The sequence below is a fragment of the Prevotella multiformis genome, from assembly GCF_018127985.1.
Classification (GTDB): Bacteria; Bacteroidota; Bacteroidia; order Bacteroidales; family Bacteroidaceae; genus Prevotella; species Prevotella multiformis.
In genome coordinates this window covers 1,419,115-1,442,614 of the sequence record NZ_CP072357.1, presented here as the reverse complement: position 1 = coordinate 1,442,614, position 23,500 = coordinate 1,419,115, and the positions used below count along the sequence as shown (strand labels likewise).

General features: G+C 51.9%; 15 protein-coding genes and 1 rRNA gene. 8 read left to right on the top strand and 8 right to left on the bottom strand.

Annotated elements, in window-relative coordinates:
- Positions 1–84 precede the first annotated feature (84 nt).
- The 6 genes from J4864_RS05680 to J4864_RS05655 form a co-directional block, all read right to left on the bottom strand.
- Positions 85–1,617: ribosomal RNA gene (locus J4864_RS05680) — 16S ribosomal RNA — on the bottom strand.
- Positions 1,618–2,170: 553 nt separating this feature from the next.
- Positions 2,171–3,844, bottom strand: a complete 1,674-nt coding sequence (locus tag J4864_RS05675) for an AMP-binding protein (protein WP_211814035.1) — start codon at positions 3,842–3,844, stop codon at positions 2,171–2,173.
- Positions 3,845–3,990: 146 nt separating this feature from the next.
- Positions 3,991–4,545, bottom strand: coding sequence for a helix-turn-helix domain-containing protein (locus tag J4864_RS05670; RefSeq protein WP_007367824.1), 555 nt, complete (start codon positions 4,543–4,545; stop codon positions 3,991–3,993).
- A 275-nt stretch (positions 4,546–4,820) separates the two neighbouring features.
- Positions 4,821–5,021, bottom strand: coding sequence for a PspC domain-containing protein (locus J4864_RS05665; protein WP_007367823.1), 201 nt, complete (start codon positions 5,019–5,021; stop codon positions 4,821–4,823).
- 51 nt (positions 5,022–5,072) lie between these two features.
- Positions 5,073–5,549, bottom strand: a complete 477-nt coding sequence (locus J4864_RS05660) for an arginine repressor (RefSeq protein ID WP_004353991.1) — start codon at positions 5,547–5,549, stop codon at positions 5,073–5,075.
- Between the two features lie 626 nt (positions 5,550–6,175).
- Positions 6,176–7,363: a transposase gene (locus tag J4864_RS05655; protein WP_246479386.1), complete on the bottom strand. Its 1,188-nt coding sequence runs from the start codon at positions 7,361–7,363 to the stop codon at positions 6,176–6,178.
- A gap of 1,158 nt (positions 7,364–8,521) precedes the next feature.
- Between J4864_RS05655 and J4864_RS05650 the strand changes: the two genes are divergently transcribed.
- From J4864_RS05650 to J4864_RS05630, 5 genes are all read left to right on the top strand, one after another.
- Positions 8,522–9,511: a glycoside hydrolase family 16 protein gene (locus J4864_RS05650; protein WP_211814034.1), complete on the top strand. Its 990-nt coding sequence runs from the start codon at positions 8,522–8,524 to the stop codon at positions 9,509–9,511.
- 48 nt (positions 9,512–9,559) lie between these two features.
- Positions 9,560–11,458 (top strand): 2-oxoacid:acceptor oxidoreductase subunit alpha, encoded by a 1,899-nt coding sequence (locus J4864_RS05645; RefSeq protein ID WP_007367815.1) that lies wholly within the window; start codon positions 9,560–9,562, stop codon positions 11,456–11,458.
- A gap of 128 nt (positions 11,459–11,586) precedes the next feature.
- Entirely contained in the window at positions 11,587–12,594 is a 1,008-nt protein-coding gene (locus tag J4864_RS05640; protein WP_211814033.1) for a 2-oxoacid:ferredoxin oxidoreductase subunit beta, read from the top strand.
- A gap of 408 nt (positions 12,595–13,002) precedes the next feature.
- On the top strand, positions 13,003–13,836 hold the full coding sequence (locus J4864_RS05635; protein ID WP_211814032.1) for a LytTR family DNA-binding domain-containing protein: 834 nt from the start codon (positions 13,003–13,005) through the stop codon (positions 13,834–13,836).
- A 651-nt stretch (positions 13,837–14,487) separates the two neighbouring features.
- On the top strand, positions 14,488–15,129 hold the full coding sequence (locus J4864_RS05630; RefSeq protein ID WP_211814031.1) for a hypothetical protein: 642 nt from the start codon (positions 14,488–14,490) through the stop codon (positions 15,127–15,129).
- A 140-nt stretch (positions 15,130–15,269) separates the two neighbouring features.
- Here J4864_RS05630 and upp read toward each other — a convergent pair whose 3' ends face one another.
- Positions 15,270–15,929 (bottom strand): uracil phosphoribosyltransferase, encoded by a 660-nt coding sequence (upp, locus tag J4864_RS05625; RefSeq protein WP_211814030.1) that lies wholly within the window; start codon positions 15,927–15,929, stop codon positions 15,270–15,272.
- 278 nt (positions 15,930–16,207) lie between these two features.
- Between upp and pckA the strand changes: the two genes are divergently transcribed.
- Positions 16,208–17,821, top strand: coding sequence for a phosphoenolpyruvate carboxykinase (ATP) (gene pckA, locus J4864_RS05620; protein WP_211814029.1), 1,614 nt, complete (start codon positions 16,208–16,210; stop codon positions 17,819–17,821).
- A gap of 296 nt (positions 17,822–18,117) precedes the next feature.
- Here pckA and J4864_RS05615 read toward each other — a convergent pair whose 3' ends face one another.
- Entirely contained in the window at positions 18,118–20,292 is a 2,175-nt protein-coding gene (locus J4864_RS05615) for an outer membrane beta-barrel family protein (protein WP_211814630.1), read from the bottom strand.
- Positions 20,293–21,136: 844 nt separating this feature from the next.
- Here J4864_RS05615 and J4864_RS05610 point away from each other — a divergent pair.
- Together J4864_RS05610 and J4864_RS05605 are read left to right on the top strand one after the other, a co-directional pair.
- Entirely contained in the window at positions 21,137–22,324 is a 1,188-nt protein-coding gene (locus J4864_RS05610; RefSeq protein ID WP_246479386.1) for a transposase, read from the top strand.
- A gap of 324 nt (positions 22,325–22,648) precedes the next feature.
- Positions 22,649–23,488 (top strand): polysaccharide deacetylase family protein, encoded by an 840-nt coding sequence (locus J4864_RS05605; protein WP_211814027.1) that lies wholly within the window; start codon positions 22,649–22,651, stop codon positions 23,486–23,488.
- Positions 23,489–23,500: the final 12 nt, after the last annotated feature.

Here is a 23,500-nt window from a genome sequence, read left to right as displayed (position 1 = left end):
GAAAAGACAGAGACAGAGCAGCACAGGAAGGGAAACGAACCCGAGACGCCCCCGTCGCCTGAAGCGGAAAGACGACCGCTCCAGAAAGGAGGTGTTCCAGCCGCACCTTCCGGTACGGCTACCTTGTTACGACTTAGCCCCAATCACCAGTTTTGCCCTAGGCCGATCCTCGCGGTCACGGACTTCAGGCACCCCCGGCTTTCATGGCTTGACGGGCGGTGTGTACAAGGCCCGGGAACGTATTCACCGCGCCGTGGCTGATGCGCGATTACTAGCGAATCCAGCTTCGTGGGGTCGGGTTGCAGACCCCAGTCCGAACTGAGACCGGCTTTATAGATTCGGCGCGCCTCGCGGAGCGCCAGCCCTCTGTACCGGCCATTGTAACACGTGTGTAGCCCCGGACGTAAGGGCCGTGCTGATTTGACGTCGTCCCCACCTTCCTCGCACCTTGCGGCGGCAGTGTCCCCGGAGTGCCCGGCATAACCCGATGGCAACTGGGGAGAGGGGTTGCGCTCGTTATGGCACTTGAGCCGACACCTCACGGCACGAGCTGACGACAACCATGCAGCACCTTCGCAGGAGTCCCGAAGGACCTCAACATCTCTGTATCGTTCTCCTGCAATTCAAGCCCGGGTAAGGTTCCTCGCGTATCATCGAATTAAACCACATGTTCCTCCGCTTGTGCGGGCCCCCGTCAATTCCTTTGAGTTTCACCGTTGCCGGCGTACTCCCCAGGTGGGATGCTTAACGCTTTCGCTTGGCCCCCGGCGCCAGGCGCCGAGAGCGGGCATCCATCGTTTACCGTGCGGACTACCAGGGTATCTAATCCTGTTCGATACCCGCACCTTCGAGCTTCAGCGTCAGTTGCGCTCCCGCCGGCTGCCTTCGCAATCGGGGTTCTTCGTCATATCTAAGCATTTCACCGCTACACGACGAATTCCGCCGGCGTTGCGCGTACTCAAGGGGACCAGTATGCGCTGCACATCAGACGTTGAGCGCCTACATTTCACAACACACTTAATCCCCGGCCTACGCTCCCTTTAAACCCAATAAATCCGGATAACGCCCGGACCTTCCGTATTACCGCGGCTGCTGGCACGGAATTAGCCGGTCCTTATTCATGCGGTACCTGCAAAAAGGGACACGTCCCTCACTTTATCCCCGCATAAAAGCAGTTTACAACCCGTAGGGCCGTCCTCCTGCACGCTACTTGGCTGGTTCAGGCTTCCGCCCATTGACCAATATTCCTCACTGCTGCCTCCCGTAGGAGTTTGGACCGTGTCTCAGTTCCAATGTGGGGGACCTTCCTCTCAGAACCCCTACTGATCGTCGCCTTGGTGGGCCGTCGCCCCGCCAACCAGCTAATCAGACGCATCCCCGTCCGTCACCGCAAAAAAGCTTTACTTCACCTCGGATGCCGTCAGTGAAGGCCATGCGGTATTAGTCTGCCTTTCGGCAGGTTATCCCGCAGTGACGGGAAGGTTGGATACGCGTTACTCACCCGTGCGCCGGTCGACGTCCGAAGAGTGCGAGCACTCAACGCCGTTTCCCCTCGACTTGCATGTGTTAAGCCTGTAGCCAGCGTTCATCCTGAGCCAGGATCAAACTCTCCACTGTAAAATGTGACGACAAGACCGGACGACGGATAGCGGACAGGAGCGAAAGCCCCGTCCCGTCATCCAGGCCTCGGATAATCTCTGTCCCGGAACGCCTTTACCGAAATATCAAGCTCAAAGAGCACCTCGTTCAAAAAGCAAAAGGGCGGAACGGCGAAATGGCGGAAGCCAGAAAGCCTGCCCTGATGCCGAATTGATCGGTTCGTTTCTTTTACCCGTCCGCACGGCACGCATGCCGCGCAGACGCTTCTTGTACTACTTCTCTGTCTATGTAAATCCTTTCAAAGAACTCTTTCTTTCTGTGCCGACGGAACAAGCCGTGCGGCTCGTTTCGTAAAGCGAGTGCAAAGGTATAAAGAAAAAACATACGCACCAAATGTTTCGGGGAAAAACTTTCACGAAAGTACGCTTTTTCATATTTTATTACAAATGTCAGCCCTGAAAAACTATTTATACCTTAATATAATAAATCTGTACAGTTCTTTCATCAAGCCACAAGACAGAACTTACTCCAAAGGCTTACCCCCAAATGTAAAGCCAACAGAAAGGGCAGGCTACCGATTATCGTGTTCTCGGATCTCCACCCGGCGAATCTTGCCGGAGATAGTCTTCGGAAGGGCATCGACAAACTCGATGATACGAGGGTACTTGTAAGGTGCCGTTTCATGCTTGACGTGATTCTGCAGTTCTTTTACGAGAGCATCACCTGCCTTGCTTCTCCATTCGTCAGCGAGAACAATGGTTGCCTTGACGACCATACCGCGCACCACATCGGGCACGCCGGTCACAGCACACTCGACAACAGCCGGATGCGTCATCAACGCACTTTCCACCTCAAACGGCCCAATGCGATAACCTGAACTTTTAATGACATCATCGGCACGGCCCACAAACCAATAATATCCGTCCTCGTCTCGCCAGGCAATGTCGCCGGTATAATAAAGACCATCATGCCATGCCCTCGCTGTCAGTTCCGGATCACGGTAATATCCTTTAAAAAGCCCGATTGGCTTTCCTGCACTGGTATCGATGCAGATTTCGCCCTTCTCGCCATCCTCACAGACAGACCCGTCCGGCTTCAGCAGTCTGATGTCATACTGCGGGTTCGGCTTCCCCATGCTTCCCGGCTTCGGTTTGATCCAGGGGAATGTGCCAAGGGTCATGGTAGTTTCGGTCTGTCCGAAACCTTCCATCATCTGGACTCCCGTAAGGTTGAAGAATTTCTGGTAAACGGCAGGCTCAAGTGCCTCGCCGGCCGTGGTACAGTATTCCAGCGCAGAGAGGTCGTACTTTGCGAAATCCTCCTGTATCATGAAACGGTAGATGGTGGGGGGAGCACAGAAAGACGTGACACGGTATTTCTCCATTACTCTCATGATCTTTCCTGCCGTGAACTTCTCGTGATCATAAACGAAGACCGTCGCACCGGCAAACCACTGTCCGTACAGCTTTCCCCAGACAGCCTTTCCCCATCCCGTATCTGCCACGGTAAGATGGATGCCGTTCCCGTCCAGATTGTGCCAGAAGACACCTGTGACGAGATGCCCCAGCGCATAGAGATAATCATGCGCCACCATCTTCGGTTCGCCACTGGTACCGCTGGTGAAATACATCAGCATCGTATCCCCGTTCGTATTCACCTCTTCAGGACGGACGAATGCCGGTGCCTCCGGCCATTCCTTATGCCAGTCGTGAAATCCCTCTGGCACAGGACTGTCCCTCTGCACCATGGAATTGACGGCTACGAGCACTTCAACCGTCGGGCTCTCCGGGACAGACTGCCTGACCTGCGTTGTGACATATTCGTCGTTCACACATATAATTGCCTTCACGGAAGCACGCCGGTTGCGGTAGACAATGTCCTTCTTCGTAAGCATATGGGTAGCAGGGATGGCCACCGCACCGATTTTGCACAACGCCATCATCGCAAGCCACCACTGGTAATGCCGTTTGAGAATGAGCATCACCTTGTCGCCACGGCTGATGCCAAGACTGAGGAAGTAAGCCGCTGTACGGTCGGTCTGCTCCTTGAAACCGGCAAAGGTGGTCTTTACCTCTTCACCACGCTCACTGGTCCAGAGAAGCGCAAGTTTGTCCGGTGCTTCCTTTGCCCATTCATCCATGACATCATAAGCGAAGTTGAAAGTATCAGGGACTATGAAATGCAGATGCTCTCGGAAATCTTCCTCTGAAGAGAATTGAGTCTGGGTTAAATATCTTTCTATCATCTTGTTATTCTGAATATTCGTTTTTAGAAATGGAAGCAGGCGGCCCGCTGGCAGATCCGATATTCCCGTCTGACCGCCGATACCAGAGACACCTGCGCTTACAATCTTACACACAATGCCGGATTCAGAAGCAGAATCCGGGAAATCTAAAAGATAATTGCCAGGAACTTCAGTGTCCTGTTGTCCAACGCCCGCATACAATGTGGCTGACTGGCATCGAAATAAATGGTATCACCCGGTTCAAGAACAAAATGTTTTCCACCCAAGGTAAGAGCCATACGTCCCTGCCACACCATATCAAATTCCTGCCCGGAATGCGTATCCATGTCTACAGGCTCGTCATCCGACTTCGGTTCTACCGTCACCAGGAAAGGATCAGCCTTCCTGCCGCGGAAACCACTTGCCAGACTCTGATACTTATAGGCTTCCCTGCGCTCGACACTCATTCCCTTTCCGTTACGAGTAAGGAAATAAGCCCCCATCCGGGGTTCCTCGCCGAACATCAGCACATCAAGCGAAATACCGTATTTCCGTGAGAGCTTATACAGCCTGCTGACCGCCAGGTCGCTTTCACCGCCCTCCATTTTCAGGTATTTTTCTTCCGTTACGCCACACGTTTCCGCCATCTCCTGCACGGAGACCTCCAACGACTCGCGTAAACCTTTCAATCTTTCCCCTATTTGCTTCAGCGCTTCATCCATAAATCAACACAATGCTTTTTTCGCCACAAAAATAACAAATAAAATAATAATGGAGATAAAAAGTGTTGTATTTTCACTATTAAACCGACAAAATAAACAGAAAAATACACACACGATGATCATGTGTGCATAAAAAAACGGCCCGTCCCAACTCAATCCTGTCGTTTTTCCTTCCTCAAGAGAGAGAACACGCCCCACAGTCAACACCTGGATACAATGGGAAAAGGGCAGAACCGGACATCACTGAATTGACGAGATGCAGGACCATACCTCCTTCACCGGCCATCTGACACCGGCATCAGCAGCCACAAGGCAATATAGAGAATCAGCCCGGGGAAACCTGCGGTAAAAAGCGTGAGCAGCAGCCAGACAATGCGGGCAGCATCCCTGTCGAAACCAAAAAAATCGGCAAGCCCGGCACAGACACCTGCTATCCAGACATTGTCAGTGACACGTACTAAGCGTTTGTTATACATACTTCAAAACCTGTTGGTGAATATTACACATTCTGCAAACGACATCCGGTGCTATCCTATCTCGGGAATCACGTACGACAGGGCTTCCAGTACCTGCCCGCGTGTCGCCCCCTCACGGATTGCCACAAAGATGGTATCGTCACCGGCAATCGACCCTAATATATAAGGCGAGTCACAGCAGTCAATGTCATAGGCTATCGCACTGGCATAGCCCGGCCGTGTCTTGACGATCGCCAGCTGTCCCGATATGTTCACGGAGACGTAACCACTGCGCTGCAGCATCTCCGTAGCCTTCCGGGGCGTGGTGACACGCCGGTACATCGTTTCATTCGGCAGGACATAGACATACTTTCCATTCATCGAGGCAGCCTTCGCCACCTTCAACTGCTTGAGGTCACGGCTCAGCGTCGCCTGCGTCAGCCTGAACCCTTCCTGCTCAAGCGCACGCAACAATTCTTCCTGGGAACCGAGTTCCATACTTGATATGAGCATTTTCAATGCTTCAAGTCTACTGTTCTTTACCTTCATTCCGTATACTTATTCCTGCCTGAATGCAAAATTATACAATAAAGCTCAAAAACACAAACAATAAGCATCCATAATACATCAGAAACTACATTTTTCGGTTTCAAGACAGCCATTCCGAAACCTTTCTCCTGTAAAGCACTACCAGAAATACGTATAAATCTATCCCCCCTCTTACGGAAGGGCAACCATTCCGGCTGCCTTCCTCTGTATAAAGACAGACATTGCTGTCCGGTAAACATTTCCCACATAAGTCAGTCATCAGCCTCTTACTGTATATAAGATAGTAACAGGAATGAACCGATTTTTCCACCTCCTGCCGATGTGCTGAGGGTCATCACATCTTGTGTTGTCAGTGGATACCAGGCGCACTGAGGGCTCGCACGCTTACAATATGCTGCCGGGATGGGAGCAAGCTGCAGTGGAAGAAGAGTTGTACTGCCGGAAACTAACGTAACCTTCTTGATGAAAGGGGGCTTTTCCAGAGAACAGTGGGGGGGGACACTCCCATTCTTCCATTTTCATACAGACCTATGGAGATTTATTGCAGAAAAGTGGTTCTTCCGTTAAATGGATAGATGGGAATAGAATAAAGGGCTTGTGTACTTGCATCAATACTCCGTTAATTTTTATGCTGCGTCAGCATCGAAACTAAATATCTCATTAATACTTTCTTTATTTAAAGGCGTGTTCGGGTTTTTCTCGAACACGTCAATAATTCGTTGCGCATAGTAGGCATTGACCATCTGCGCTTTAAGTCGACCGATGGACGTGCCAAGTTCCCTGCACATGATCTTGGCCACATTGAGTGCCGTGAATGAAGAGTTGAAGGCAAAGTCAAGTTTTCTCTTGTCACGTGCCTGACAATCTGTAAGGCCGAGGAACTGCCTTGCGTCGCGAAAGCAAAACTCCTCCTGGAAACGTGTGGTGTAGTACTCCACCACATTGGGTCCGTCCATGCTCTCATCCGTACAGAAATACAAGCGCCGACTGCCGTTGGGCAACTCGTGGATGACAAGCGACACGACCCTGTGCAGGGACTTGCACCCTGCCTTGAGCGCATAAGCCTTGCCGGAGGTCTCCTCCAGCTCAGGCATTTCGGCTTCAGACATATCGATGTTCCCCACGTCAATCTTGTCACCTTTGACACGGGGACGGCCGGGCCTTCCCGTGGGTTCCCCGTCCCATGTGTAGAACAAGGCTGCGTCATGACGCAGGCGGCTCACAACATGGAATCTCATCTTCATTACCTTGTCGATGAAGGGTCTTTTGGAGAAGGCTGAGTCGGCGACAAGCACCTTGCAGATACGCTGTAAGGTTACCTTGTCGTCCTGCAACACCTTGGCATACCAGTCGTATAGGCTCATCTCTTTTTCCTCCTCGCCTTTTTCCAATGTGGTCTGCACAGCCTTCAGCATCATGCACTCATGCAGGTCCACGTCTATCACACCGATGCCGAGGATCTCAAGACCGTGCTTTACCGCACCTGCACAGCCCGACCAGAACGTACCCACGTATGGGGTATGATTCCCAGCCTTCCTGATGAAGCTCGGGTCTATGACGATGGCATTGCGACCCTTGCCTTTTTTGAAGGCGAAAGCACTCAGCCACATGTTCATCTCAAGCCAGTCCACGCTGCGCTCTGCCGTCTGCCGACAGCACTGCTCGCCACGATTGCCATAGCGTCCCATCTGCGTGAAATTGCATCTCCTTGGGATGACCATCAAAAGAAAAAGCATTTCCATGACGTTTGTCTGGATACTTTTGCTTAACTTTGCCCCATCTTCGGCACTGAATGCTGCTTTGCAGAGCTTCATATATCGGCTTATCAAATTGGTTATCAGCATAAACTTTATTGTCTTTTTACATTTGTAAAGTTGCTGAAATTCAATGAGATAGCCGATTTTATTATGTTACATTTTGTTATTTGATCTACTCTTTTTCAGAGACTTATCATGTTTTCTTTCTGCCACAATTTCTGTTGCCTTAGGGACGAAAGATTCGCAAACCGCGAAAATTTAACGGACTATTGATAAATAACATGTGCAAAAAAAAAACAGGTTTGCAACCAGCAGTCAATCAGTTGGTTATCAAACCGTTCGTAAAAGGTGCTTGATTGGATTTCAAAAGGGCGTTGGTAACACGCTAAGAGAGCACCGGTTGCAGGTCAATTAGGCATCTTTTAGAAGCCGGAAGACCATGTGTCAGCTTGGAGTGCATGAAAACAGTTTACAAACACCGGTGATATGGGAATAAGTTGTCTGTGGAAGACGGAAAGACAGGCTGATGGACAGGCATCGTATCCATTTGCCTTTCCTGCATTTTATCCTGTAGTTTATCTTCCTTTGTAAGACCATTTGATTTCGGACAGTCATACTCTGCAAGTGCATAAGCCTTTATTCTATTTTCAATCTACGCATTTAACGGAAGAACCGTTAATTAGGCGTTAGAGGAGTTGAGCCGGCGGCGGGATGCCCCTGTATGTCCTTCGGGATGATGACTGTCCGGCAAGACTTCAAGGCCGGGAGTTCCATGGCTGGTTTCCTTTCAACCGGCGATTTCCCATTGTCTTTGTAACAGCAGCTTCCTGCATCGGATAAGGTACGTTCGCCTCTGGCTTTTGCTTCAGATCGTTTCCGTCCGGGCAACAGATTGCAGGCGTGTATGCCATCGGCACGACCGGTGTCGGACATCGGTTGGAAGTTTCTGATGGTTTTATCGGGCTTTTTCACCGGCAACCTATAAAAATATTATTTTTCTCCTCAAAACATTTTGTTTTCTCAATATTATTTTGCACTTTTGTCCCCAGTTACACTGACATAAACAAAAGATAATCTATGGGAAGGACAAATCGGGCACACTGTGACGGAACGGGCAGGTCTGGGGGTATATCAGAAACCTGAAGAACGTGTATGCCGTGTATGTCTGTCCTGCATTCGCCGGGACGTGCCGCAAAGAGAAGTCCTCATCAGACCATGTTGGAAAAGAAGAAATACAGGTGCCTGCCCGCCATGCTCTTGATGGCATGGCATACGGTGGCCGTGTTTGCACAGACCGTGCAGACGGCTGCATGCTGCGGCGGCTGCCGTCCCGGCTACCGGCTTGTCTTCTGCGACGAGTTCAACGGGGCGGACGGTACGCTGCCTGACCCTAAGGTGTGGAAGTGCTGCAGGCGCCGCCCTCAGGTGACGTGGGCAAGATTCCTGAGCGATTCTCCTGATGTTGCTTTCATGAAGGATGGCAGCCTCGTTCTGCGTGCTGTCCCCGCTTCTGACGGAGCAGCAGGCGAAGGTACGATGCGCACAGGCGGCATAGAGAGCAGCCGGAGTTTCGCTTTCCGTTTCGGGAGAGTGGAGTGCCGGGCGCTTGTCAACCCCTTCATCGGGAATTTCCCGGCGATATGGATGATGCCCAGAACGGACCTGAAATGGCCGCAGGGTGGGGAAATCGACATCTTCGAACAGATCAACGGCGAGCAGAAGGCGTACAGTACGGTACACTCCGCATGGACGAAGAGCCATCCTGACGAACCGCACTCGGGCAACATCAGCCTGCCGATGGACCGTTACCATGTCTATGCGGTGGAGTGGGAGGAGGATGCGCTGACCTTTTATGCGGACGGCAGAGAGCTGTATCAGTACGAAAAGCAGAATGACAGTCAGGAGCAGTGGCCGTTCGACAAGTCGGATTTCTACCTGATTCTCAACCAGTCGGTGGGCGACGGTTCATGGGCGGACAAGCCCGATGCCGCACATACCTACGAGATGCGGGTCGACTGGATACGGGTCTATCAGAAGGAGAAGACGGGGACTGGTAGGAATGCGGTTCCCACGGAAAAGGATACTGGCGGTAAGGGCTTCTGTGCCTTGAGAACCGCAGGAAAGGGGGAGAAAGAAACGGATGAAAGGGGAGAAGCCCGTGCTGGAAGAGGACGGAAGTCCGGCGGCCGGCGGGCTTTCCCGTAAACAGATAATACAGAAACGATTTTACTAACATAAACAACGAAATAATCTATGGAAGAACAAATCGAAGTGAAAGAACTCGACAATGTTGTCGTACATTTCTCTGGCGACTCCGGTGATGGTATGCAGCTTGCTGGCAATATCTTCACTACGGTCTCGGCGACGGTGGGCAATGGCGTGTCTACATTCCCGGACTATCCGGCCGACATCCGTGCTCCGCAAGGTTCACTGACGGGTGTGAGCGGTTTCCAGGTGCACATTGGGGCAGGCAAGGTCTATACGCCGGGCGACCGCTGCGACGTGCTGGTGGCGATGAATGCGGCGGCTCTGAAGATGCAGTACAAGCATTGCAAACCCAGCGGGACAATCATCATTGACACCGACTCCTTCGGCCCTCGCGACCTTCAGAAGGCCGAGTTCCGCAGTGATGACTATCTGGGCGAGATGGGTATCGACCCCGACCGCGTCGTAGCCTGCCCGATCACGAAGATGGTGAAGGAGTGTCTGGCGGATTCGGGGATGGACAACAAGTCCATGCTGAAGTGCCGCAATATGTTTGCACTCGGTATTGTCTGCTGGCTGTTCAACCGTGACCTCACCTTGGTCAACAGCTTCCTCGAGAAGAAGTTCAAGAAGAAACCGGCCATTGCCGAGGCGAACATACGGGTCGTCGAAGCCGGTTACAACTACGGCCACAACGTCCATGCCTCCGTTCCCAACACCTATCGCATCGAGTCGAAGGTGAAGGAACCGGGACGTTATATGGATATTACGGGCAACAAGGCTACTGCCTATGGTCTGATGGCAGCGGCAGAGCGCGCCGGACTGCGCCTGTTCCTGGGTTCCTATCCCATCACGCCGGCAACCGACATCCTCCACGAACTGGCAAAACACAAGTCGATGGGCGTGACGACCGTACAGTGTGAGGACGAGATCGCAGGCTGCGCATCGGCCATCGGCGCCGCGTTTGCAGGCGCACTGGCTGCCACTTCCACCTCCGGACCGGGTATCTGCCTGAAGAGCGAGGCGATGAACCTTGCCGTCATCGACGAGCTGCCGCTGGTCATCATCGACGTACAGCGCGGCGGTCCGTCGACAGGTATGCCGACGAAGAGCGAGCAGACCGACCTCCTCCAGGTGTTATATGGCCGCAACGGGGAGAGTCCGATGCCCGTCATTGCAGCCACCAGTCCTACCGACTGTTTCGATGCTGCCTACCATGCCTGCAAGATCGCCTTGGAACACATGACACCGGTCGTGCTCCTTACCGATGCGTTCATCGCCAACGGCTCCTCGGCATGGAAGCTGCCGAACATTGACGAGCTTCCGGAGATCCACCCTCATTTCGCAACGGAAGACCAGAAGTACAAGTACAGTCCTTACAAGCGTGATCCGGAGACGCTGGCACGCTACTGGGCGATTCCGGGCACAGAGGGATATGCGCATATCCTCGGCGGACTGGAGAAGGACGGCGAGACCGGCAGCATCTCCACCGACCCCGAGAACCATGACCTGATGGACCACCTGCGCTGGGACAAGGTGGCGCGCATCCCCGTTCCCGACCTGAAAGTTCTGGGTGATGAAGCGGATGCCGACCTGCTCATTGTCGGTTTCGGAAGTACCTACGGCCATCTTTATTCAGCCATGGAGGAACTGCGCCGGAAAGGACACAAGGTGGCCCTGGCACAGTTCAAGTATGTGAACCCGCTGCCGAAGAATACGCCGGAAGTCCTCGCACGGTACAAAAAGGTGGTCGTTGCCGAGCAGAACCTCGGGCAGCTGGCGGCTCTCCTGCGTATCCGCATCAACAACTTCGCTCCTTACCAGTACAACCAGGTCAAAGGACAGCCTTTCGTCGTCAGCGATCTTGTCGCAACCTTTGAGAAGCTGCTCAAGGCTCCGCTGCCGAAAGAAGAGACCGGTACCTTCTATACGAAGATATTACAGTAAACGAGTAAAAAAGATAAAAGTGGTAGTTGGCAATTGACGGTCAGGGGGATAAGAATCAAGAGCTGATAATCCCATCATTGCCTATCACCGCCCATTACCGCTTGACAACCCCTATAATTTAAACAGACATGAACCAATATACAGCACAAGATTTCAAGAAGGGACAGCCTCGTTGGTGTCCGGGCTGTGGCGACCATTTCTTCCTTGCAAGCCTGCAGAAGGCGATGGCGGAGTTAGGTGTTCCACCTTACGAGACAGCCGTTATCAGTGGTATCGGATGTTCAAGCCGATTGCCTTATTATGCGAACACATACGCCATGCAGACCATCCACGGCCGTGCAGCGGCCATCTCGACAGGCGCCAAGGTGACCAATCCGAACCTGACCATCTGGCAGGTGTCGGGCGACGGCGATGCCCTCGCCATCGGCGGAAACCACTTCATACACGCCATGCGCCGCAACATCGATCTGAACATGATCCTCCTGAACAACCGCATCTACGGTCTGACGAAGGGCCAGTACTCGCCGACCAGTCCGCGCGGTTTCGTCTCCAAGTCGAGTCCCTACGGTACGACCGAGGATCCTTTCCGCCCCGCCGAGCTTTGCTTCGGCGCACGCGGCAACTTCTTTGCACGCAGTGTGGCAAGCGACAACACGGAGACAATCGCCATTCTCAAGGCGGCCTACCTGCACAAGGGAGCTGCCGTGTGCGAGATTCTGCAGAACTGTGTCATCTTCAATGACGGCTGCCACAATTCCGTTTACACCTCTGCGGGAAGGAAAGAGAATGCCATCTATGTCAAACATGGCGAACCGCTCGTATTCGGCCCGGACAAGGAGTACGGTCTCATGCAGGAAGGATTCGGCCTGAAAGTGGTGAAGATCGGTGAGAACGGCATCACCCGGGACGACATCCTCGTCCATGATGCGCACTGTCAGGACAATACCCTGCAGCTGAAACTTGCCATGATGAGCAACGAGAACGGTTTTCCGATTGCCCTCGGTGTCATCCGTGATGTAGAAGCTCCTACCTACGATGCCGCCGTCAACCGGCAGATTGAAGAGGTAAAGGCCAGGAAGCCTTACCATACCTTCATGGAGATGCTGGAGACAAACGACATCTGGGAAGTGCAATAGCCTGCCATGCAGGTTGCGGTATGCCCGGTGTACCGTGACCTGAAATCCGATGGGAGATGGATGCCGGTGACTGGTGTCTGTCTCCTTTTTGTATTGCATAACCGTCCGGTAAAACCTTCATGTCGTGTTTCCCCATGCGTAATCTCCTCTCTGCCGGGCAATCCCTCATTGCCTTCCAGTCGAAGTTGTCCTCGGCTGCATGTTCCGCGGCCTTCTTCCAGTTGATGGCGAGGATATAGTCCTTGTCGTTACGAGAGGCGTTGACCTCGGACGTTCCGGAGGGTGTCAGGCATGAAAGGACAGGGAACGCCGTTTTTTCCGGATGCAGGTGCGTCCGGACATAAGACTTGCAGGAAAGGGGGAAAAAGCGTAACTTTGCAGGCAGACAACAACCCTTTAAGTAAAATCATGAGCAGACTGTCATCCTTCCTCCGCAGCAGGTGTACATTGCAGGGAAATGCCGCCTCCTGGCGCACGAGTGTTGCGTCAGGAGGCGGCATTTTCCTGTTTCTCTATCTTCTGCAGCCGTTCGGGATCAGCCAGTACCGGGGCAGTATTTTCCTGATGTGCCTGGGCTTCGGCATGCTGACCGCCTGTGTCCTGTGGCTGGGTTCAGTCCTTTTCTTCAAGACGCTGTCGTACAGGAAAATCCCGGTGACCAACGGACATCAGATTCTGTACAGTATCGGCATTGAACTGGCCATGGCAGTCTCCATGACGGTCTATGCCGCTTTCTTTTTCCATATCCCGTTGACGGGAAGGCTGTTCTGGGTCTTCTTTTACTGGACTTTCCTTGTCTGGGTGATCGTCACGGGCATTTTTACACTGATCAACTACAACCGGATGCTGAACGGCAGACTGGAAGAGCTGATACGGAAGACCACCGACGAGCAGGCGGGCATCGTCATCACGCTGCACGACCAGAACCTGCGGGGGGCCGACCTCACCCTGCCTGTCAACGACCTGCTGTACATCGAAGCGAGGAAGAACAACGTCTGTGTGTGTTACCGGAATGAAGGCAAAACGGTGAAAACCGAACTCCGTTCGACGCTGACGGCGCTGAAAGCGGCTCTTCCCTACGACAACATCTTCCAGTGCCACCGTTCGTTTCTTGTGAACATCAACAACATCAGCTCTGCCAAAGGCAATTCCAACGGTTACCAGCTGCGTCTCTCCGGCTGCGATGACACCGTCCCGGTCTCCCGCACCTTTGTCCCCGGACTCCGCCGATTCGTCGGTTGACGGGTTGCCCATGGTGTGATGGAAAGGGCAGGGACGGTCTGCCCGTTGCGGGGAGGAAGCCTTTATGTTTCGGCAGACGGTCCGGTCGTCGCCCTTGGCGGGACAGACCGGGAGCAGATGTGATGAGGGGCATTGTCACCGCAGCCTGCCGCAATCCGCTTCCCTCCCGACGGCCTATTGCAAGGGTGCTGACCCTCGACACGTCTGGTGTTGACGGCCAGCACAATGTGTATCGGGCATCAACACATCGGCAGAAGGTGGCTATGTCTGCTCCTTGTCACCATCAGTCTGCTCCTTGTCACCATCATATAGATGGTAAAGGGGGCAATGTGTATTCGGGAGAATGTTTACCGGACTGTAATAATCTCTTTTCCATCTTTTTAATGGTAATCAATGAGGATGTATGAAAAGCATGTTCTGGAAAATCCATGCTGGTCTGATCCTACAGTTCAGCTGCCATATCAACTTTTGACACACCCTCTCGGGGGTGGCAGGGGTTCTTAGTCATTCGTCCCGGAACATAGCATCTCAGCGGTCCGGATAGCTGTACAACCCGTATTCTCGTTGTCTGTCCCTGATATTTGGAGGCAGCCGGAAGGTTTCATACTTTTGCAGCGAAGATTTATGTTTCACTTGTTAAATTCAAAGCGTATGAAAACTTTAGTTTCTAAACTCGTCGTTATCGTTGCTCTTATGTGTGCAACCAGTATGAATGCCCAGGATGCCCGTCCGTCTGACAGACAGCTGGAGACGGCATTAAGCAAGGTGAATGCCGATGAGGCAGTGTCTGTCGTGAAAGGGATGGATGAACTGAAACGGATAGAGAAGCAGGATCCTGATGCGTGGCTGCCTGTCTATTACCGGACGCTCTTTGCCCTCCAGTATGCCGTCCGTTTCCCGCAGGACAGTTATTCCACGTTGTTCCTGGATGCAGTGAAGGATGATGTCGAAGCCCTGCAGTCGAAGGAGGGTGTCGACCGTTCGGAGGTGTTGACGCTCAAAGGGCTTTATTATACGGCTCTCATCGTGCGGAATCCTTCCGTCAATGGGAAGCGGTATTGTGTGGATGCCATCATTGCCTACAAGTCGGCAATAGGTGTCAACCCGGATAATCCCCGCGCCCGACTGCTCCTTTACATCTTCTTCGATCAGATGAGCAAGGCCACCGGAAAGCCCAGTATGAACGGCCCGGAGGAGCTGGCGACCATCAGGCAGCTTTTTGCAAAGGAAAAGCCGATGGGGCTGCGTCCTGCATGGGGCATTAATCTGATCGACTGTTATGGGCTGAGGTAGAGGAGAGCCTGCCCAAGGGTTCTTTTCGGCCTATGTGGCAGGCGGTGATGGGCGATTATCCTGACCGGCTTCCGTAGGCACTCCCCCTCTTTCGTGTTGGGGGAGGCCTTTCCCTCTTTCGTGTTGGGGAAGGCCTTTCACTAAATCTTTTCGCCGTAGCACAGGTCGCCTGCATCGCCGAATCCCGGGACGATGTACTGATGCTCGTTCAGGCCTTCGTCAATGGCTGCGCACCAGATGGTCGTGGAATCCTCGGGGAATGTCTTGCGGATGTGTGCGATGCCTTCCGGCGTGGCCAGCAGGCAGGCTACGTGTACGTGGCGGGGCGTTCCCTTCGAGAGGATGGCTTTGTAGCCCAGTTCCATGGAACCGCCGGTGGCCAGCATCGGGTCGGCAATGATGAGGGTCTTGCCGTTGATGTCGGGTGTGGCGAGGTACTCCACGTGGATGCCCACCACGTGGTGGGCAGCATCCTTATATTCACGATAAGCGCTGACAAAAGCATTGCCAGCGTGGTCGAAGATATTGAGGAAGCCATTGTGGAAAGGAAGTCCGGCGCGGAAGATGGTGGCCAGGACGATTTTGTCGGTCGGCACGTTGACCTGTGCGGTGCCCAGCGGTGTGGTGACCTGCTTGGACTCGTAGTTCAGTGTCTTGGAGATTTCAAATGCCTCGAACTCGCCGATGCGCATCACGTTGTTGCGGAAGAGCAGCCGGTTCTTCTGATAGTCCTTGTCTCGGATTTCTGCTAAATACTGGTTGATGATAGAGTTCTGGTCCGAAAAATTAATGATTTCCATTCTTTATCTTAGGTGTTATAGATGTGCGGGTTAAGAAACCCTCTGTGCAAAATTTCGGCAAATTTAAGAAATAATCTGAAGTTTTGCAAAGTCTGATTTACAAATATACCAGCACCAGCAATTATTTTAATATCTTTAACCTTATCAGGCAACACTTTGCTGCTTTTTATCAGCTATTTTTTTTGGCGAATTTAATATTTATATTACCTTTGCGGTGTCCTTTTACGGGATCTGTTGACAGTGCAGAATCAAGTTTCAACTAAATACATTTATAAGAAATGGCAAAGTTTGACAAGAGCGTACTTGAGAAGTACGGAATTACAGGTACTACAGAAGTACTTTACAATCCTTCTTACGAGGTGTTGTTCAACGAGGAGACAAAAGAGGGCCTTGAGGGCTTCGAGGTAGGTCAGGAAACAGAACTCGGTGCAATCAACGTTAAGACCGGTATCTATACTGGCCGTTCTCCTAAAGATAAGTTCATCGTTGATGACGAGACTTCTCACGACACAGTATGGTGGGATTCCGAAGAATACCACAACGACAACCACCGTGCAACCAAGGAGGCATGGGCAGCTGTAAAGGATATTGCGAAGAAGGAACTTTCAAACAAGCGTCTTTTCGTAGTTGACGGTTTCTGCGGTACGCACAAGGATACACGTATGAAGATCCGCTTCATCGTGGAGGTTGCATGGCAGGCTCACTTCGTTACAAACATGTTCATCCGTCCGAAGAGCGAGGCTGACTTCGACCAGGAGCCTGACTTCATTGTCTACAACGCTTCAAAGGCAAAGGTTGAGAACTGGAAGGAACTCGGTCTGCACTCTGAGACTGCTGTTGTCTTCAACGTTACTTCCAAGGAGCAGGTCATCATCAACACCTGGTACGGCGGCGAGATGAAGAAGGGTATGTTCTCTATGATGAACTACTTCCTGCCGTTGAAGGGCATCGCTGCTATGCACTGCTCTGCCAACACCGATATGAAGGGTGAGAACACAGCTATCTTCTTCGGTCTTTCCGGTACAGGCAAGACGACTCTGTCTACCGATCCGAAGCGTAAGCTCATCGGTGACGACGAGCACGGATGGGACGACAAGGGTGTCTTCAACTTCGAGGGCGGCTGCTATGCAAAGGTCATCAACCTCGACAAGGAGTCTGAGCCTGACATCTACGGTGCCATTACACGTGACGCACTGCTCGAGAACGTAACGGTTGACGAGAACGGCAAGATCGACTTCGCTGACAAGAGCGTAACCGAGAACACCCGTGTTTCTTACCCGATCTACCATATCAAGAACATCCAGCGTCCGGAGTCTCAGGGACCGGCTGCAAAGCAGGTTATCTTCCTGTCAGCTGACGCATTCGGCGTACTGCCTCCGGTATCTATCCTGAGCGCAGAGCAGACCAAGTATTACTTCCTCTCCGGCTTCACAGCCAAGCTGGCCGGTACAGAGCGCGGCATTACCGAGCCTACACCGACATTCTCCGCTTGCTTCGGTCAGGCTTTCCTGGAGCTGCACCCGACAAAGTATGCTGAGGAGCTGGTCAAGAAGATGCAGAAGAGCGGTGCCAAGGCTTACTTGGTCAACACCGGCTGGAACGGTACCGGCAAGCGTATCTCTATCCGCGATACACGTGGTATCATCGACGCTATCCTGAACCACTCCATCGATGCTGCTCCTACAAAGCAGATCCCTTACTTCAACTTCACGGTTCCTACGAAGCTCGAAGGTGTCGCTACCGAGATTCTCGATCCGCGCGACACTTACAAGGATGCAGCCCAGTGGGATGAGAAGGCCAAGGATCTTGCTGCCCGCTTCATCAAGAACTTTGCGAAGTACGAGAACAACGAAGCCGGAAAGGCTCTCGTTGCAGCTGGTCCGCAGCTCTAAGTCTTCCGGTTGCATTTTCTGTAATCAGATATAAAGTACAAAGTCCTGTCCACACGGTGTGGGCAGGACTTTATGTTTATAAGGATGCCCTGTTTCAGATCAAGGTTCCCGGCTGTCGGGAAACAGGTACAGGGTCTTGCTTTCGGATATTTGACATCATTTCTATTGCAGGTCTGAGACCTCCGCAAAAGTCTTTTTACATCCGAAAACCACTGTTGATAACCGATGGTCTATGTTATGATCTCGACATTTTAATGGAGTTCTGCAGAGGTTTCGGTTGTTCTGCGAACTGTTTTTCATGTCTTCACGCCACCCACCAGATCGTCATTCTGAATACTTCGTTCCGTCTTTTTCACGCTTGCCTTCAGTTTACCGAAGCTCCATGAAGCGCGGATACCGAAAAATCTCGTCTTGTCCCAGGAGAGGTTATAGCCGGTGTAGTCTCCATGTACGGTGCGATACCTGTATTTTTCACGGGTGGTGAAGGGCATGTTGGCGTAGACTGCCACTGACAGGCGGTCGTTGAGGAAGCTGCGGTTGATCGTGCATCTGTAGTTATGCCATCTTGCTTCATAGGCGTAAGGGTCACGGATGGGGCGACCGCATTGCAGGGCAAGGCTGGTGTCGAAGTGCAGTTTCCAGGGGAGTTTCTGTCCATAGTCCAGAAAGACGGAGCCTGACCACCCCTTGTTCTCCACTTCGGGGGCAGGCACTGCAATCCTTGCATACTTTGCGGAAGCGTTCAGACTCAGCGTTGTCCCTCTGAAAGGCTGCCACCGGGTGTATGTCAAAAGACCGGCTTCCCTCCGCTTCTGCACATTTCCGTAGGTCGACACGATTGTCCGCCCTTCGACGTAACGGATGTCTGTAATACCGTTGTTGGTGAAGTCGTAATACGGAGTCAGGTTCATTGTCAGCTTCCGGGCATTCAGCATGTAGCTGATCTGCAGCTTCTGGTTGCGGCTGCTTCCCAGGCTGGCATTTCCATACTGACGGGTGTTCGGCGAACTGATGACGGCGGGATTGAGGTAAGTGATGCCTGGACGGTTGATGCTGGTGCTGTAGCTGATTTTCATCGACTGGGTATCTGTCATCTTGTATTGCAGACTCATCGAAGGCACCCAGTCGTTGAGACGGGCATGGAAACTGTCGTTGCTTCCATCGGGATATTCCCCTTTCATGTAGCTGTATTCGTATCTCAGACCGGTGCGTGCCGACCATTTACCCGCTGTGACAAGGTAGGAAAGATAGGCTGCGGCCACCTGTGTACCGTGTTTGAAGTGGGTGCCAACGTCGGTTGCCGTACCGGTGTAATCTATGAAGGTAAGGCTGTTGTTGTGACGGAGGATGTATTTCAGGCCGCTTTCCAGCTTGTGGTGTTTCCCGAATGGACGTACATAGTCAACCTGGAATGTGTGCTCGCTGAAGTGTTCACGGCTGTTGAGATCGTACCCGGTATAGGAAACGGGCATATTCACAGCATTGCTGTATTCCTCCCGGCTGGTGTTATGCCGTCGTGTGGCAGCCAGCATATAGGACAAGGTCAGAACTTCTCCGTCAAGATGTGTCTTGTGCTGATAGTCGAGGCGTCCGCCGAAATTCAGGTAAGCGTATTCTGGCGTATAAGATCTGCGGTCGTATTGATAGATAAGACTGCCGTCTTTGTCCCGGCGTTCGTGTGTCCCATGGGCATTGTTGTCCATCGCATATCCGAATCCGGATGCAGACGCGCTCAGGAGGTTGAGCGAGTCAATTTCGTAACTGGCACTGATGTCGCCGATGTGTATATTGTATTTTGTCGAGCTGTTCTGGCTGGCCAACGACCGTTCGCCGCTCTCTATGTAGTGATAGGCCGCCTCCGATCCGCCCTCGCTCTGCTTTGCGCTCTGATAGTATTCATTGTAGCTGACGGTAGTCGTGAGCTTCCCTGTTTTCGTGGTCAGGTAAGCCCCCGCACCCATTGACCCCCATGTATTGGCAGAAAGGTTCACGTTGCCCGACACCCCTTGCAGTCTTGTGTCGTTTGTCATGACGATGTTGAGGATAGCTGTCGTCCCTTCGGCATCATATCTGGCACCGGGATCGGTGATGACCTCGATCTTCTTGATGGTGGAGGCAGGGATTGCCTTTAGAATCTCCTTGAGGTTCTGCCCCGAGAAACCAGGGTCGGGATGTCCGTTCTTGTACACCTTGAAGCTGGAAGAACCCTGTACCTTGATGTTCTCCTGTCCGTCAACAGACACGAACGGAATATGTTTGAGTATCTCCAGAGTGGATTTTGTCTTCGCTGTCTCGTCATGCTGGACATCGTAGGTCAGCCTGTCGATATCGTTCCTGACCAGTTGCCGGCGGCGGGTCACGACTACTTCGTCCATTTTCTGTGTCCTGACGGAGTCTGTGCTGTTCGTGTTCTGTGCCGTCAGATCTGTCGCTGAAAGGCAGGCAGCAAGGATCAACAGTTTCTTTCGCATGGTGAATCGTACTTTATCATTAGTAGTATAGGCTGCAAAGTTAGCTTTTTTCTCCATGAAAAGCAACTTTTTCGGTTCTTCCGTTAAATGCGTAGATGCTTTTCATATAGCTTTAACGGAAGAACCGAAGTAATTGATGAAACAAAAACATGGCCGAGACCGTCAACTGTCTATCCTGTCATCAGCCTCCGAGTCAAAGACTTTTTCATTTTAATACGTTGAAAAGACAGATAAGATTTTGAAAAACCATTACATGATTTCAAACAAATCATCTGTAAATGTAAAGAACACGTGCAAAAAGCGGGTTTGTAACCAGCAGTCAGTCAATCGGTTGTTAAGTCGTTTGTAAAAGGTGCCTGATTGGACTTCAAAAGGGCGTTGGTAACACGCTAAGAGAGCACCTGTTGCAGGTCAATCAGGCATCTTTCAGAAGCCAGAAGGGCATGTGTCAGCTTTGAGCTGCATAAAAATGTTTACAAACACCGATGATATGGAAATAAATTGTGTGTAAAAGACGGAAAGACAGGCTGACGGACAGGCATCGTATCCATTTGTCTTTTCTGCCTTTTATCCTGTAGTTTACCCTCCTTTGCAAGACCATCCGTTTTGGGATAGTCATACTATGCAAGCAATAGTCCGTTAAATTTTCGCGGTTTGCGAAGCTTTCGTCCCTAAGGCAACAGAAATTGTGGCAGAAAGAAAACATGATAAGTCTCTGAAAAAGAGTAGATCAAATAACAAAATGTAACATAATAAAATCGGCTATCTCATTGAATTTCAGCAACTTTACAAATGTAAAAAGACAATAAAGTTTATGCTGATAACCAATTTGATAAGCCGATATATGAAGCTCTGCAAAGCAGCATTCAGTGCCGAAGATGGGGCAAAGTTAAGCAAAAGTATCCAGACAAACGTCATGGAAATGCTTTTTCTTTTGATGGTCATCCCAAGGAGATGCAATTTCACGCAGATGGGACGCTATGGCAATCGTGGCGAGCAGTGCTGTCGGCAGACGGCAGAGCGCAGCGTGGACTGGCTTGAGATGAACATGTGGCTGAGTGCTTTCGCCTTCAAAAAAGGCAAGGGTCGCAATGCCATCGTCATAGACCCGAGCTTCATCAGGAAGGCTGGGAATCATACCCCATACGTGGGTACGTTCTGGTCGGGCTGTGCAGGTGCGGTAAAGCACGGTCTTGAGATCCTCGGCATCGGTGTGATAGACGTGGACCTGCATGAGTGCATGATGCTGAAGGCTGTGCAGACCACATTGGAAAAAGGCGAGGAGGAAAAAGAGATGAGCCTATACGACTGGTATGCCAAGGTGTTGCAGGACGACAAGGTAACCTTACAGCGTATCTGCAAGGTGCTTGTCGCCGACTCAGCCTTCTCCAAAAGACCCTTCATCGACAAGGTAATGAAGATGAGATTCCATGTTGTGAGCCGCCTGCGTCATGACGCAGCCTTGTTCTACACATGGGACGGGGAACCCACGGGAAGGCCCGGCCGTCCCCGTGTCAAAGGTGACAAGATTGACGTGGGGAACATCGATATGTCTGAAGCCGAAATGCCTGAGCTGGAGGAGACCTCCGGCAAGGCTTATGCGCTCAAGGCAGGGTGCAAGTCCCTGCACAGGGTCGTGTCGCTTGTCATCCACGAGCTGCCCAACGGCAGTCGGCGCTTGTATTTCTGTACGGATGAGAGCATGGACGGACCCAATGTGGTGGAGTACTACACCACACGTTTCCAGGAGGAGTTTTGCTTTCGTGACGCAAGGCAGTTCCTCGGCCTTACAGATTGTCAGGCACGTGACAAGAGAAAACTTGACTTTGCCTTCAACTCTTCATTCACGGCACTCAATGTGGCCAAGATCATGTGCAGGGAACTTGGCACGTCCATCGGTCGACTTAAAGCGCAGATGGTCAATGCCTACTATGCGCAACGAATTATTGACGTGTTCGAGAAAAACCCGAACACGCCTTTAAATAAAGAAAGTATTAATGAGATATTTAGTTTCGATGCTGACGCAGCATAAAAATTAACGGAGTATTGATTTATATTTGCAGATGATCTGTTTGAATTTATGTAATGCTTTTTCAAAACCTTATCTGTCTTTTCAACGTATTAGAATGAAGGGGGGGTATCGGAGGAGGATGACAGGATAGACAAGTTGACCGTCTTAGTCATGTCTCTGTTGAATGAATCACTTCGGTTCTTCCGTTAAAGCTATGCGAAAAGCATCCACGCGTTGAACGGAAGAACCTAATTAACTCTCCCTAACAGTCAACTCCCTGCCTCAACTTCTCTTCTATCTGAGATAAAAGATGTAACTTTGCACTTATAATAAGGAGAACAGAATATGATTTTACTCAGTTTTGATACGGAAGAGTTCGATGTTCCCCGCGAGCATGGTGTAGACTTCCCGCTCGAAGAGGGCATGAAGGTGTCCGTGGCGGGTACGAACCGCATCCTCGACATCCTGAAGGCGAATGGCGTACGGGCCACCTTCTTCTGCACCGGCAACTTTGCGGAGCAGGCACCGGAAGTGATAGAACGCATCAGGAAGGAGGGACACGAAGTGGGATGCCACGGCGTCGACCACTGGCGGCCACAGCCGGATGATGTCTTCCGGTCCAAGGAAATCGTCGAACGCATCGCCGGTGTGAAGGTCACAGGCTACCGCCAGCCCCGTATGTTCCCCGTCTCCGATGCGGACATTGAGCAGGCGGGCTTCCTTTACAACTCGTCGCTCAACCCCGCTTTCATCCCCGGCCGCTACATGCACCTTACCACACCGCGCACGTGGTTCATGCGGGGACCGGTCATGGAGATACCTGCCAGCGTCAGTCCCCATCTGCGCATCCCGCTCTTCTGGCTGGCACTGCACAATTTCCCCGAGTGGTTCTATCACCGCCTCGTGCGCCAGGTGCTGCGCCACGACGGCTACTTCGTGACTTATTTCCATCCCTGGGAGTTCTACGGCCTCAAGGCCCATCCGGAGTTCAAGATGCCTTTCATCATCAAGAACCACTGCGGGCACGAGCTGGAACAGCGGCTCGACCGGTTCATCAAGGCCATGAAGGCGGACGGACAGGAGTTCGTCACCTTCACCGAGTTTGTCAAACGGCAGAAGCACCAAGTCCTCTCTTTACTATCAGCGGCAGAGGGCGGAGACAGCATCCGCCACGGACATCCTTAAAGACAGAACAGA